Source organism: Pseudomonas sp. UBA5706, assembly GCF_002419965.1.
In the GTDB taxonomy this organism is placed as follows: domain Bacteria; phylum Pseudomonadota; class Gammaproteobacteria; order Pseudomonadales; family Pseudomonadaceae; genus Aquipseudomonas.
In genome coordinates this window covers 1-13,944 of record NZ_DIHC01000057.1, presented here as the reverse complement: position 1 = coordinate 13,944, position 13,944 = coordinate 1, and the positions used below count along the sequence as shown (strand labels likewise).

Sequence of the window (13,944 nt, the reverse complement as noted above, 5' to 3'; positions counted from 1 at the left end):
TGGCTGCAATCTGGACGTGTCCGCGCCAGGTCGGCCTGTTACAGGGTACGTCAGCGCAGGCAAGATCATCCCTGCTACAGCGGCGCCTTGTCTTCCGGCGGTTTGGTCTTGTCCACGCCCGGTACATGCAGCGCGCCGTCGGCCACCTGGCTACCTTCCAGCTGCGGCTGGGTTACCCAGGTAAGAATGTCGTAATAGCGCCGGATGTTGGCGACGAAACTGACCGGCTCGCCGCCCCGTGCATAGCCGTATCGTGTTTTGCTGTACCACTTCTTCTGCGACAGGCGTGGCAGCATCTTCTTCACGTCCAGCCATTTATCCGGGTTCAGCCCTTCGTTTTCCGCGAGCTTGCGTGCGTCGTCCAGATGGCCGGTGCCAATGTTGTAGGAGGCCAGCGCCAGCCATGTGCGATCCGGCTCCTTGATCGTTTCATCGAGCTGATCCTTGACGTAGGCGAAGTACTTGGCGCCGCCCTGAATGCTTTGCCTGGCGTCCAGCCGGTTGGACACGCCCATCGCCTGGGCCGTGCTCTGGGTGAGCATCATCAGCCCGCGAACGCCGGTCTTGGACGTCACGCCCGGTTGCCACAGCGACTCCTGATAGCCGATCGCCGCCAGCAGACGCCAGTCCACCTGTTCTTCCTTGGCGGCGGACTGGAAGTGCTTCTCGTACTTGGGCAGGCGCTCCTGCAAATGCTGGGCGAAGGTATAGGCGCCCACGTAGCCAAGCACGTCAACGTGCCCGTAATAGCGGTCCTTGAGCCGCTGCAGCATGCCGTTCTTTTGCATCTTGTCGAGATAGGCATTGATCTCGTTGAGCAGGCTGTTGTCATCGCCCGGCGCCACGGCCCACCGCTGATCACGCCCATCACCCAGGTCGAACGCCACGCGCACATTAGGAAAATACACCTGGTTCATCGCCAGCTCGTTGGAGTCCACCAGGGTCAGGTCGATCTGCCCCTCGTCCACCATGCGCAGCAGGTCCACGACTTCGACCTGATCCGATTCGTCGTAATTGATCCCGGGGTACTTGACCTTCAGCGCCGCCAGTTGCTCGGCATGGCTGCTGCCCTTGAGGACCAGGATACGCTTGCCCACCAGATCGCCCGGATCGGTAGGGCGTGACTGGCCATTGCGGTAGATGACTTGCGGGGTGACTTCCAGATACGAGTGGGAAAAGCGCACCTGTCTGGCGCGGTTTTCGGTACTGACCAGACCCGCCGCGCCCAGCACCGGTCCACCGGGTTTGTTGATCTGGTCGAACAGGTCGTCGAGATTGTCGGCGGTTTCGATCTTCAGCTCGACGCCCAGGTCGTCGGCGAACCGCTTGACCAGCTCGTACTCGAAGCCGGTCTCGCCATTGCGGTCCTGGAAGTAGGTTGCCGGGCTGTTGCGGGTGACGACGCGCAAGACGCCATCCTCCTTGACTCGTTCCAGCGTGTTGGGTTTTTCAACACAGGCACCGAGCAGCAGGAAGATTCCGGTTGCGATGAGCCACTTGGCACAGCGTGGGCGGAAATCCGATGGGGAAAACATCGGTGCAGTATACGCAAAGCGTGCTGAGCGCCATATCTCGACAGCACGGGTTGCGTCTGATAGAGCGCGAAGTTTTTTACCCATCAGTGTAAGAAACGGTCTCGCACCGACGTTCGGACGCGTCCAGGTCTTCGTTTCGGGTGCCCAAAGATCGTGTTTAGTCTAGAATGCACGGCCTCAAAGCACACCCCCTTCCCCGAGGCTGTCCCGACGATGTTGATCTTGCGTGGTGCTCCCGCCCTTTCTGCCTTCCGCCACAAGAAATTACTTGAACAGCTGAGCGACAAAGTTCCAGCTGTCAGTGGCCTGTACGCTGAATTCGCCCACTTCGCTGAGGTCACTGGCGTCCTGACCGAGGATGAGCAGCAGGTCCTTGCCCGTCTGTTGAAATACGGCCCGAGTGTGCCGGTTCAAGAGCCTCGCGGTCGTCTGTTTCTGGTGCTGCCGCGTTTGGGCACCATCTCGCCTTGGTCGAGCAAGGCCACCGACATCGCGCGTAATTGCAGCCTGACCAGCGTTCAGCGGATCGAGCGCGGCATTGCCTTTTATGTAGAAGGCCAGTTTAGCGACGCTGATGCGCAAATCATTGCCGACAGCCTGCACGACCGCATGACTCAACTGGTGCTGGGTGCGCTGGAAGAGGCCGCCGGGTTGTTCAGCCACGCCGAGCCCAAGCCGCTGACTGCCGTCGATGTGCTCGGTGGCGGTCGCGCTGCTCTGGAAAAGGCCAATGTCGAGTTGGGCCTGGCCCTGGCTGAAGACGAAATCGATTATTTGGTCAGTGCTTTTACCGGCCTCAAACGTAACCCGCACGACATCGAGCTGATGATGTTCGCCCAGGCGAACTCCGAGCACTGCCGCCACAAGATCTTCAACGCCAGTTGGGACATCGACGGTCAGAGCCAGGAAAAAAGCCTGTTCGGCATGATCAAGAACACCTATCAGATGCACAGCGAAGGCGTACTGTCCGCTTACAAGGACAACGCCTCGGTAATCGTCGGCAGCGTTGCCGGTCGCTTCTTTCCGGACCCTGAGACCCGCCAGTACGGCGCGGTGCAGGAGCCGGTGCATATTCTGATGAAGGTCGAGACCCACAACCACCCAACGGCGATCGCTCCGTTCCCGGGCGCTTCCACTGGCTCCGGTGGCGAGATCCGCGACGAAGGTGCAACCGGCCGTGGCGCCAAGCCGAAAGCGGGCCTGACCGGCTTCACCGTGTCCAACCTGAATATCCCCGGTTTCGCGCAACCCTGGGAAAAGCCTTACGGCAAGCCCGAGCGTATCGTCACCCCGTTGGACATCATGATCGAAGGCCCGCTGGGCGGCGCCGCGTTCAATAACGAATTCGGTCGTCCGGCGCTGACCGGTTACTTCCGTACCTTCGAACAGTCCATCAATACCCCTCACGGCGAAGAAGTGCGCGGTTACCACAAGCCGATCATGCTGGCTGGCGGCATGGGCAACATCCGTGAAGAGCACGTGCAGAAGGGCGAAATCACCATTGGCGCCAAGCTGATCGTGCTCGGCGGCCCGGCCATGCTGATCGGGCTGGGCGGCGGCGCGGCCTCGTCCATGGCCACCGGCACCAGCTCGGCGGACCTGGATTTCGCCTCCGTCCAGCGTGAAAACCCTGAAATGGAACGCCGCTGCCAGGAAGTTATCGACCGCTGCTGGCAGCTGGGTGACAACAACCCGATCGCTTTCATCCATGACGTTGGCGCGGGCGGTCTGTCCAATGCCTTCCCGGAACTGGTCAACGATGGTGGCCGTGGCGGGCGCTTTGAACTGCGTAACGTGCCCAACGACGAACCCGGCATGGCGCCGCTGGAAATCTGGAGCAACGAATCGCAGGAACGTTACGTTCTGGCCGTCAGCGCCCCTGATTTCGAACGCTTCAAAGCGATCTGCGAACGTGAGCGCTGCCCGTTCGCGGTGGTCGGTGAAGCCACCGAAGAACCGCAGTTGACCGTAACCGACAGTCACTTCGGCAACAGCCCCGTGGACATGCCGCTGGAAGTGCTGCTGGGCAAGGCGCCGCGCATGCACCGGTCGGCCACTCGCGAGGCTGAACTGGGTGACGACTTCGACCCAAGCACCCTGGACCTCGAAGAGAGCGTACAACGCGTACTGCACCACCCGGCCGTGGCCAGCAAGAACTTCTTGATCACCATCGGCGACCGCAGCATCACCGGTCTGGTCAATCGCGACCAGATGGTTGGCCCGTGGCAGGTGCCGGTGGCCGACGTTGCCGTGACCGCCACCAGCTTCGACGTCTATACCGGTGAAGCGATGGCCATGGGCGAGCGTACACCGCTGGCGCTGCTGGATGCCCCGGCATCCGGTCGCATGGCGATTGGCGAGACCCTGACCAACATTGCCGCCTCGCGTATCGAGAAAATGTCCGACATCAAACTGTCGGCCAACTGGATGTCCGCAGCCGGTCATCCGGGCGAAGACGCGCGTCTGTACGACACCGTCAAAGCGGTCGGCATGGAGCTGTGCCCTGAGCTGGGCATCACCATTCCGGTGGGCAAGGACTCGATGTCCATGAAGACCCGCTGGAGCGATGAAGGCACGGAAAAAACCGTGACGTCGCCGCTGTCGCTGATCGTCACCGGCTTCGCTCCGGTCGCTGACATTCGCAGCACCCTGACCCCGCAGTTGCGTATGGACAAGGGCATTACCGACCTGATTCTGATCGACCTGGGTCGTGGCCAGAACCGCATGGGTGCGTCGATCCTTGCGCAGACCCACGGCAAACTGGGTAGCGCCGCGCCGGATGTCGATGACGCTGAAGACCTCAAGGCGTTCTTCGCGGTCATCCAGGGCCTCAATGCCGACGGCCACCTGCTGGCCTACCATGACCGTTCCGATGGCGGCCTGATGACCACGGCGCTGGAAATGGCCTTCGCCGGGCACTGTGGCCTGAATCTTGAACTCGACACCCTGACAGGCAAGCCTGAAAAAGTCGCGGCCATTCTCTTCAACGAAGAGCTGGGTGCGGTCATTCAAGTGCGTCAGGACGCGACGCCGGTCGTCCTCAAGCAATTCAGCGCCGCTGGCCTGGGTGAAGACTGTGTGGCAGTGATCGGCCAGCCGATCAACAACAGCGAAGTGAAGATCAGCCTCAATGGCGAAGCGTTATTCAAGGGCGACCGTCGCCTGCTGCAACGTCAGTGGAGCGAAACCAGCTATCAGATCCAGCGCCTGCGCGACAACGCCGACTGCGCCGATCAGGAATTCGATGCCCTGCTCGAAGAAGACAATCCGGGCCTGAGCGTCAAGCTCGGCTACGACGTCAATGACGACATCGCCGCCCCTTACATCAAGAAAGGCGTGCGTCCACAGGTCGCCGTTCTGCGCGAGCAGGGCGTGAACGGTCAGGTGGAAATGGCCGCAGCCTTCGACCGTGCCGGTTTCGCCTCGGTCGACGTACACATGAGCGACATCCTCGCTGGTCGTGTCGACCTGAATGAGTTCAAAGGCCTGGTCGCCTGTGGTGGCTTCTCCTACGGCGACGTGCTGGGCGCCGGGGAAGGCTGGGCCAAGTCCGCGCTGTTCAACAGCCGCGCCCGCGATGCCTTCCAGGGCTTCTTCCAGCGCACTGACAGCTTCGCCCTGGGCGTGTGCAATGGTTGCCAAATGATGTCCAACCTCAGCGAGCTGATTCCGGGCAGCGAGTTCTGGCCGCATTTCGTGCGTAACCGCTCCGAGCAGTTCGAGGGTCGCGTGGCGATGGTCGAGATCCAGAAGTCGGTATCGATTTTCCTGCAAGGCATGGCCGGTTCGCGCATGCCGATCGCTATTGCTCACGGCGAGGGGCATGCGGAATTCAAGTCGCCTGAAGCGCTGCTGCAAAGCGATGTGTCCGGCACCGTGGCCATGCGCTTCGTCGACAACCATGGCAAGGTGACCGAAACCTACCCGGCCAACCCGAATGGCTCGCCGCGCGGTATCACCGGTCTGACCACGCGCGACGGGCGTGTCACCATCATGATGCCGCACCCTGAGCGCGTGTTCCGCGCCGTGAACAACTCGTGGCGCCCGGATGAGTGGGCCGAAGACGGCGCGTGGATGCGGATGTTCCGTAACGCTCGCGTCTGGGTGAACTGATCGAAGATGTACAAGCTCGCCTTCTTCGTTCCTCAGAGCCATGTGGAGCAGGTCAAGCAAGCATTATTCGCCGCCGGTGCGGGGCGAATCGGTGCTTACGACAACTGCTCATGGCAGGTGCTCGGTCATGGCCAGTTTCGCCCACTGGACGGCAGTCAGCCGTTCATTGGACAGGCGGGTGAGATCGAGTACGTCGAAGAATGGAAAGTAGAGCTGGTCGTCGCCGATGAACTGATTAAGCCAGCGGTGGCTGCCCTCAAAAGCAGCCACCCCTATGAAACACCGGCTTATGAAGTGTGGAAGCTGGAAGACATTTAGTGCCCAACGCAAATCTTTTGTAGCCGTCCGGCGTGACGGCGGCAGCGTTCTCCAGGACGTCACCGCCGGCAAGCCATTCGGCTACAGGTGTTTGTGTCACCGCGCTCGCACCATGGTTCGCAACGCCTCGCTCAACCCCTGAGCACCGTCCCCCACCAATACATGCCAGACCCCATTGCCCAGGCTTCTGACTCCCTGTGACCCTAGCGCCTCCAACTGACTTGCCGCCAGCGATTGCCCATCCTTGAGCTGGACCCGCAAGCGCGTCAGGGCTACGCATTCCACGTCCATCAAATCCTTCCCACCCAATGCCTTGAACCACTGCGCAGCTTGGCCAGTATCCACAGGCCGATGGGTTTGTGTGTTCATCGGCGTCTGCGCAACAGGCGCTTTCGCTGCATGGGGCAGGGCGTTGCGCAGTTCGTCCGCCAGCCCATCGGCCATCGGCCCTACCACTACCTGCAAACTCCTCGCATTGCCCGGACGCACCACGGCCATGGCGCCCAGGGCTTTCAACTCCACGTCAAGTGCTTTGCTGCGATCCGCCAGTTGCAGGCGCAGCCGTGTGGTACACGCATCGATGCCCAACAGGTTTTCAGCGCCGCCCAATGCCTGGATGTACGCACCCGCCCGGTCGCTTTGCCCCACCTGAGACGCTTGACTGGCAACTTGCTCGCGCCCTGGGGTTTTCAGGTTGAAGCGCTTGATGCACTGATCGAACACCACGTAATACACCAGCGCATAGGCCAGGCCCAGCGGGAACACCAGCCAGCCATTGGTGGACCTGCCCCAACCCAGCGCCATATCGATCGCGCCGCCGGAAAAGGTGAAGCCCAAGTGAATGTTCAGCATGTTCGCCAGCGCCATGGAAAGCCCGGTCAGCAAGGCGTGGAGCACGTACAGCATCGGTGCGAGGAACATGAAGGCGAACTCGATGGGCTCGGTCACGCCGGTCAGTGCTGAGGTCAGCGCCATCGAAAGCAGAATCCCGCCGATCAGCTTGCGTTGCTGCGGCAGCGCGTTACGGTACATCGCCAGGCACGCGGCCGGCAGGCCGAAGATCATCATCGGGAACATCCCGGTCATGAACTGGCCCGCGTGGGGATCGCCAGCGAAATATCGTGCCAGATCACCAGTGACTGCACGCCCGGTTTGCGGATCGGTGAAGCTGCCAAAGACGAACCAGACCAGATTGTTCAGGATGTGATGCAGCCCGGTGATAATCAGGATGCGGTTCATCACGCCGAAGAAGAACGCACCGATGCTGCCGCTTTCCAGCATCAACTGGCCCAGCGAATTGATCGCTTGCTGAACCGGCGGCCAGATCAGGCCGAACAGCAGTCCCAGCGCCACCGCCGACAAGCCCGTCACGATAGGCACGAATCGCCGCCCCCCGAAGAACGCCAGGTACTCCGGCAGGGCGATTTCCTTGAAACGGTTATACAGCGCGCCGCCCAATAGCCCCGCGATGATCCCGGCGAGCATGCCCATGTCGATGTGTGGGTCGAGCACTTTGAGCGTCGAGGTCATCACCAGGTAGCCAATCGCCCCCGCCAGCCCGGCAGTACCATTATTGTCGCGGGCGAAACCCACGGCGATGCCGATGGCGAAGATCAGCGCCAGGTTACTGAAGATGGCGTTGCCGGCCGAGTGGATGATGGCGATGTCCAGCAGGTCGGTGTCGCCCAGGCGCAGCAGCAGACCTGCAATGGGCAGGATCGCGATGGGCAACATCAACGCCCGCCCCAGTCGCTGTAACCCTTCGATGAAATGTTGATACACGGCGTCTCTCCTTGATCTCTGGTCTGTTGTTCTTGTTCTTAATGTCAGTTGTCAGGTGTGCTGTGCAACGCCTGCGATGTGCGGAGGGACTTGCGCCCGAAACGTGGCGCAGGCTGCGCGTACATCTTCGGCGCTGCACAGCCCCAGCAGATGCTGAGCGAGGGCCTGGCACTGCCGGGTGTCGAGTTCACGCACCTGCGCTTTTATCTCGGCGACCTGGGGCGGGCTTACGGACAACTCGCGTACGCCCAGTCCGATCAGCGCAGCCGTTGCCAAAGGGTCCGATGCCAACGCCCCGCAGACCCCGACCCAGCGCCCGTGGTTCTCTGCGGCGCTGCAGGTCATGGCGATCAGGCGCAGCAGCGCGGGGTGCAGAGCATCGACGCGCGCGGCAAGCCCAGCGTGATCGCGGTCCATGGCCAGCGTGTACTGCGACAAGTCATTGGTGCCGATGGACAGGAAGTCAGCGTGCTCGGCCAATTGCCCGGCCAGAAGGGCGGCGGAAGGTACCTCGATCATCACCCCCAGCTGCGGCCGTTCGCTGATCCCGGTCTGCTGCGCCAAGGCGTCGATCCGCGCCCGAACGTCCAGCAATTCGCCGACCTCGGTGATCATCGGCAACAGAATGCGGCAGCGCGCCAGCGGCTTGACCCGAAGCAGCGCGCGCAGTTGCTGGTCCAGCAGTTCAGGGCGCGCCTGACCGAGACGGATACCGCGAAGGCCCAGCACCGGGTTGGCCTCGGCAGGCAATGGCAGGTAGTCGAGCTGCTTGTCGCCGCCGACGTCAATAGTGCGGATGATCACCGGTTTCCCGGGCATGGCGTCGAGCACTGCTTGATAGGCCAACAGCTGCTCGTCTTCGGTGGGCGCTGTACTGCGGCCAACAAAGAGAAACTCGGTACGCAGCAGGCCGACGCCGTCCGCGCCATTGAGTTGAGCGTTTTCAGCATCGGCGCGTGAGCCGATGTTGGCCGCGACATCGATGCCCACGCCATCCTGTGTCTGCGCTGCAAGATGCGCGTGTTGTTGCTGACGCTTGCGCTGGTCGAAGCGTTGCGCGCGAAGGCTGTGGATGTGTTGCAGGCGCGCCGCATCGGGTTTGAGCTCAAGATGTCCCTGGTCGGCGTCCAGCACAACCTCCTGGCCCGCTGGGAGAGCAAGAACCCCGGCGCCCAACGCCACCACGCAAGGCACGCCCTTGCTGCGGGCGAGAATGGCGAGGTGAGAGGTGGCGCCACCGTCGGCCATGCAAATGCCGCCGATCCCGCACTTAACCAGCATCAGCAAGTCAGAAGGTGTCAGCTCGCGGGTAACGACAATCGCGCCTGCCGGAACCTGCACATCGCGACGGTCGCCCAGCAGGGTCAGCAGCACGCGCTGGCGCAGGTCGCGCAGGTCGTTGGCACGTTCGGCGAGCAACGGGTTGTCGAGTCTTTCCAGCATCGAGCACTGCGCCAGTACCGCGTTGCTCCAGGCATGAGCCGCGCTGTGGCCCTGATCAATGGCATCGTAGGCGGCGTCTAGCAGGGCCGGGTCTTCGAGCATCGCCAAGTGGGTGGCGAAAATTGCGCTTTGTTCGTGTTGATTATGATCCAGAGAACTGCTGATATCGGTACGCACCTGCACCAGTGCTTCGTTCAGAATCTGTCGTTGCTCTCCGGGGCTATAGCCGCCCTGGTCCTCCTCCAGTTCAAGGGCGTCGAGGCGGAAAAGCGGGCCGCTGGCCAGTCCGGGAGAGGCGATGACGCCGTTCAACACGTCACTTTTAGGGGCCAGATGAGGGCCGGTTCGAGGTGTGACGGCTGCTGGCGGTTTTTCATTCGGCGAGGCTGTCGATAACGCTTTGAGCAACGCCTGCAACGCCACTTCACTGTCGTGGCCCAGACATACCACTTCCACTTCGTCCTGTTCGGCGACGCCCAGCCCCATCAGGGCGGTCACACTTTCGGTTGAGGCGCTGGCGCCGGCGAAGTGCAGTTCGGCATTGCTTGCGAACTGGCGCGCGGTCTGACGTATCAGCGCCGCAGGACGCGCATGCAGGCCGCCACTATGTGCCACGCGCGTGCTGCCGCGAGATGGCTCGATGCACTGGTCGCTGCTCGCTTTGTCTGCGGTGATGGGACCGAGTGCGCTGATGGTCAGCAGCGGCTCGCCGACATTGACAGAGCCTGAGTGATGAACCGGCGTCAGGCTGAAGCGGTCGCCATTAAGCAGAATCAGTGGGCTGACCAGGCTCAGACTGTTGCGCGCAACAGGGTCCATCTGGAAACGCAGCAGCGGCTGGCCTTCCTTGATCCTTTGACCCTCCTTGACCAAGGCCTCGAATCCCTCGCCCCCCAGCGCCACGGTGTCGATGCCCACATGCAGCAGCCACTCGCTGCCGTTATCGGCCCGCAGATTGATGGCGTGACGGCTGCGCGCGATGTTGATCACCACGCCGCCAAACGGCGCGTGCAGCACGTCATCCAACGGGTCGATGGCCAAGCCATCGCCCATGGTGCCGCCGGCGAATACCGGGTCGGGAACGGTTGCCAGTTTCAATACCGCTCCGCTGAACGGAGCGCTGAACGTCATTTGGTTATTGTTATGCATGACTTCGTCCTTGCAGGCGTGGGTTGAAGCGGCGTGGCATCAACGGGTTTTGGTGACTTTGCTCAGGTGTCGCGGCTGGTCCGGGTCCAACCCTCGCGCCTCGGCCAAGGCGGCCGCCATCACATAGAAGCTCTGGATGGCGAGGATTGGATCGAGGGCCGGATGATCGGCACAGGTCAGGGTCAGGTCGCGTTCTGCGATATCGTCGGGGGCAGCCAGCAGCACCTTGGCCCCGCGTTGGCGCATGTCCGCGGCCAGGGTAAGCAGGCTGGCCTGTTCGGTGCCGCGGGTGGCGAAGATCAGCAACGGATACTCATCGTCCACCAACGCCATCGGGCCATGGCGTACTTCGGCGCTGCTGAAGGCCTCGGCCTGAATAGCCGAGGTTTCCTTGAACTTGAGTGCCGCTTCCTGAGCGATCGCAAAGCCCGTGCCGCGACCGATCACCATCAGTCGCTGAGAGTCGCGCAGCGCGTCGATGGCCGCCGACCAGTCCTGACGCGCCGCCTCATGCAACCGCTCGGGTAGCGTCTGACCGGCTTGCAATAACGGCCCATCCTGTTGCCAATGCGCCAGCAAACGTGCGCTCGCGCTCAGCGTTGCGATGAAGCTTTTGGTGGCCGCAACGCTCAATTCCGGTCCGGCGCTCAGGGGCAGGGTGTATTCGCAGACCTGTTCCAGGGGCGAGCCTTCGGCGTTGACCATGGCGATGCTCAGCGCGCCGCGCTTACGCAGTGTGCGTAGGCTGTCCACCAGATCAGGGCTTTGCCCCGACTGCGAAAAGCCAATGGCCGGTTGGCCCAGCACGCGCATCGCTGAGTCATGCAGGGTCACTACTGACATCGGCAGCGAGGCCACCGGCACGCCAGTGAGCTGCATGGCCAGATAGGTGAAGTAGCTGGCAGCATGGTCGGAACTGCCTCTGGCGACTGACAGGATCACGTGCGGCTCGGCCTCGCGCAGGCGTTGCGCCAGGTCGATCAGGCGAGGCTCAAGCACCTCCAGTTGACGCCGGATCACATCGGCAGAGGCCAGCGCCTCATCGAGCATTTTTGAGTTCAAGGGTCTCTCCTTCGACCATGACGGCAGTGATTTTCAGGTCGCGATCCAGGCACACAGCGTCGGCCCAGCTGCCTTGTCGCAGGCGACCGCGCTCTTCGATGCCCAGGTAGTCCGCGGGAAATTGCGACAGGCGCTGGGACGCTTCGGCCAATGTCACGCCGATCTTCACCAGATTGCGCAGCGCCTGATCCATGGTTAGCGTGCTGCCAGCCAGCGTGCCGTCGGCCAGGCGCACTCCACCTAGGCATTTGGTGACGGTGTGACTGCCCAGCCTGTATTCACCATCGGGCATGCCGGTGGCGGCCGTGGAATCCGTTACGCAGTACAGGCAGGGAATCGAGCGCAGGGCGACGCGGATCGCACCGGGATGCACATGCAGCAGGTCAGGGATCAACTCGGCGTACCGGGCATGGGCCAGTGCTGCGCCGACGATGCCCGGCTCGCGGTGATGCAGCGCGCTCATGGCGTTGTACAGGTGGGTGAAGCTGGTGGCGCCAGCTTTAAGGGCTTCGACGCCTTCTTCATAACTGCCCAGGGTGTGGCCGATTTGCAAGCGCACGCCTCGGGACGACAAGGCTTTGATCAATGCCACATGGCCGGCGATTTCCGGGGCGATGGTAATCACCTTGATTGGCGCGATGGCCAGGTAATCTTCAACTTCGCTTAACAGCGCAGCGTGCGCATGGTTGGGTTGCGCGCCAAGTTTTCCGGGATTGATGTAAGGGCCCTCCAGGTGCACGCCCAGTACGCGGGCGGTGTCTGGCGCGCGGTCCCGACAATAGCTACCCAGTTGCTCAAGGATCTGACGGATCTCGACGGCGGGGGCAGTCATGGTGGTGGCAAGCAGCGAGGTCGTGCCGAAACGCAGGTGGGTGCCGGCTATGGTGGCGAACCCCTCGGCGCCCTCCATGATGTCGCTGCCGCCGCCTCCGTGAACGTGCAGGTCAATGAAGCCTGGCAGCAGGTAGGGCAGGTCGTTGTCCTGCGGGTTGCACGGGGCGCCCTGAACGCTGGTCACCCGACCGTCGCGGTGCTGCAGCTGGCCGCGAATCCAGCCGTCGGGAGTGAGGATGTTGAAATCGGACATGCAGGCTCCGTTGTATTCGGTGGATTCGCTAGAGCTGCGCAGCGCTTTACCTGCGCAGCTCTGCCACGAAATCGTAGTAATCGTCACGGCAGTAAGTGTCGGTCAGCTCGATGGGCGTGTTGTCGGCCAGATAACCGATACGGGTCATGAGCAACATGGCGGTGCCGGTTTCAAGGCCGACCAGTGCGGCCATTTGCGGTGAAGCGTTGATCGCGCGAATGTGCTGAAGGGCACGCACCACCGGCCGACCTATCGAGTCGAGGTGGGCGTAAAGCGAATCGCCGATGGCCTGCGGTTGTGGCAGCAGCGCGGCGGGCAGGGCGCTGAGTTCAACTGCCATGACGATGCCATCGGCTTTGCGCAGCCTCTTGAGCCGCGCGACTTTTTCGGTAGGCGACAGGCTCAGCCGGATCAATTCTTCGTGGGTCGGTAAGGTAATGTCGCGCTCAAGCCACTGGGAGGTTGGGGTGAAGCCTTTAAGGCGAAGCATTTCGCTGAAACTGGACAGGCGTGACAGCGGTTGTTCCAGGCGCGGTGTAATGAACGTGCCCGAACCCTGGCTGCGGCGGATCAGCCCTTGTGCAAGCAAAATCTCCAGCGCCTTGCGGGCGGTCACTCGGGATATGTTCAGGGTTTCGCTAAGACTGCGCTCGGAGGGCAATGCCTGCTCGGCCTTCCAAAGACCTGCATGGATCGCCGCTTCCAGATTACGCGCCAACTGCAGGTAAAGCGGCGTCGGCTGGCTGTCGTCTGGACGCAGGGAAAGCAGTGAATTCATGAGCAAGGACCGAAGTGATGGTTATTACGTTCGGAGGATAGGGCCGAAAGTAATACCACTTGCATACCACGTCAATGGAAGTGGTATCAGTCAGGAGGTTTTTTTCGTCACGGGGTGGTGACGAGTAAATCCCGCAGGCGCTGCCCACCCCTGAACTGCCGTAACGCGACCCGCTTTTGACGCTGGCCGAAGCCCGTAGGCGGCAGACTTGCCCACGACTGAACTGCCGTATCGCGATCAGCTTTTGACGCTGGCCGAAGGCCGTAGGCGGCAGGCTTGCCCGCGACTGAGCTGCCGTATCGCGACCCGCTTTTGACGCTGGCCGAAGGCCGTAGGCTTGCCCGCGACTGAGCTGCCGTATCGCGATCAGCTTTTGACGCTGGCCGAAGGCCGTAGGAGCGAAGCTTGCTCGCGATCTGGCGCGTAGCGGCAGTAAGACCAGACGCATTCGGCGCGCCAGGCAAGTCCCATGCCTGGGGTTGCTGCCACTTCGTGCCGGATCGCGAGCACACTGCACCCTACGCCGTGTGGGCAAAACAACCGGCGGCGGGTGACCCTGGCGCGTAACTGGTATCTAACTGGTCCACAGCTACGGCCGGATCTCAATCATCGTACCGTCCTTGACCAGATCCCATACCTCACGAATGTCACTGTTTTTCATGGCGATGCAGCCATTG

The 13,944-nt window shown here is 62.0% G+C and carries 9 protein-coding genes; 2 read left to right on the top strand and 7 right to left on the bottom strand.

Translation table 11 applies throughout. From position 1 onward, the window contains the following. Nucleotides 1-74: 74 nt before the first annotated feature. Nucleotides 75-1,535, bottom strand: a complete 1,461-nt coding sequence (gene mltF, locus B3I26_RS25915; protein WP_296262073.1) for a membrane-bound lytic murein transglycosylase MltF — start codon at nucleotides 1,533-1,535, stop codon at nucleotides 75-77. Nucleotides 1,536-1,748: 213 nt separating this feature from the next. On the opposite strand from mltF, the gene purL reads away from it, so the two are divergent. Both purL and B3I26_RS25905 read left to right on the top strand, forming a co-directional pair. Next, nucleotides 1,749-5,648: a phosphoribosylformylglycinamidine synthase gene (gene purL, locus B3I26_RS25910; RefSeq protein WP_296262068.1), complete on the top strand. Its 3,900-nt coding sequence runs from the start codon at nucleotides 1,749-1,751 to the stop codon at nucleotides 5,646-5,648. Nucleotides 5,649-5,654: 6 nt separating this feature from the next. Continuing rightward, the gene (locus B3I26_RS25905) at nucleotides 5,655-5,966 is read left to right on the top strand and encodes a YqfO family protein (RefSeq protein ID WP_296262066.1); all 312 of its coding nucleotides are present in this window, start codon (nucleotides 5,655-5,657) and stop codon (nucleotides 5,964-5,966) included. Nucleotides 5,967-6,062: 96 nt separating this feature from the next. Here B3I26_RS25905 and B3I26_RS25900 read toward each other — a convergent pair whose 3' ends face one another. The 6 genes from B3I26_RS25900 to B3I26_RS25875 form a co-directional block, all read right to left on the bottom strand. Then, the gene (locus B3I26_RS25900; RefSeq protein WP_409522039.1) at nucleotides 6,063-7,700 is read right to left on the bottom strand and encodes a PTS transporter subunit EIIC; all 1,638 of its coding nucleotides are present in this window, start codon (nucleotides 7,698-7,700) and stop codon (nucleotides 6,063-6,065) included. Nucleotides 7,701-7,799: 99 nt separating this feature from the next. After that, nucleotides 7,800-10,340, bottom strand: a complete 2,541-nt coding sequence (gene ptsP / locus B3I26_RS25895; protein ID WP_296262062.1) for a phosphoenolpyruvate--protein phosphotransferase — start codon at nucleotides 10,338-10,340, stop codon at nucleotides 7,800-7,802. Between the two features lie 39 nt (nucleotides 10,341-10,379). Further along, nucleotides 10,380-11,402 carry an SIS domain-containing protein gene (locus B3I26_RS25890; protein ID WP_296262060.1) on the bottom strand — a complete coding sequence of 341 codons (1,023 nt, stop codon included), beginning with the start codon at nucleotides 11,400-11,402 and terminating at the stop codon, nucleotides 10,380-10,382. Further along, the gene (nagA, locus tag B3I26_RS25885) at nucleotides 11,380-12,489 is read right to left on the bottom strand and encodes an N-acetylglucosamine-6-phosphate deacetylase (protein WP_296262058.1); all 1,110 of its coding nucleotides are present in this window, start codon (nucleotides 12,487-12,489) and stop codon (nucleotides 11,380-11,382) included. The genes B3I26_RS25890 and nagA overlap by 23 nt, the downstream gene beginning before the upstream one ends. A gap of 46 nt (nucleotides 12,490-12,535) precedes the next feature. After that, nucleotides 12,536-13,267 carry a GntR family transcriptional regulator gene (locus B3I26_RS25880; protein ID WP_296262054.1) on the bottom strand — a complete coding sequence of 244 codons (732 nt, stop codon included), beginning with the start codon at nucleotides 13,265-13,267 and terminating at the stop codon, nucleotides 12,536-12,538. A 589-nt stretch (nucleotides 13,268-13,856) separates the two neighbouring features. Continuing rightward, the coding region (locus B3I26_RS25875) for a L,D-transpeptidase family protein (protein WP_296262287.1) at nucleotides 13,857-13,944 on the bottom strand (88 nt) is incomplete at its 5' end.

Coding starts and splice junctions, on each gene's coding strand:
- B3I26_RS25880 (WP_296262054.1), bottom strand. CDS start 13,267: ATGAATTCACTGCTTTCCCTGCGTCCAGACGACAGCCAGCCGACGCCG.
- nagA (WP_296262058.1), bottom strand. CDS start 12,489: ATGTCCGATTTCAACATCCTCACTCCCGACGGCTGGATTCGCGGCCAG.
- B3I26_RS25900 (WP_409522039.1), bottom strand. CDS start 7,700: ATGTTGCCCATCGCGATCCTGCCCATTGCAGGTCTGCTGCTGCGCCTG.
- ptsP (WP_296262062.1), bottom strand. CDS start 10,340: ATGCATAACAATAACCAAATGACGTTCAGCGCTCCGTTCAGCGGAGCG.
- B3I26_RS25905 (WP_296262066.1), top strand. CDS start 5,655: ATGTACAAGCTCGCCTTCTTCGTTCCTCAGAGCCATGTGGAGCAGGTC.
- purL (WP_296262068.1), top strand. CDS start 1,749: ATGTTGATCTTGCGTGGTGCTCCCGCCCTTTCTGCCTTCCGCCACAAG.
- mltF (WP_296262073.1), bottom strand. CDS start 1,535: ATGTTTTCCCCATCGGATTTCCGCCCACGCTGTGCCAAGTGGCTCATC.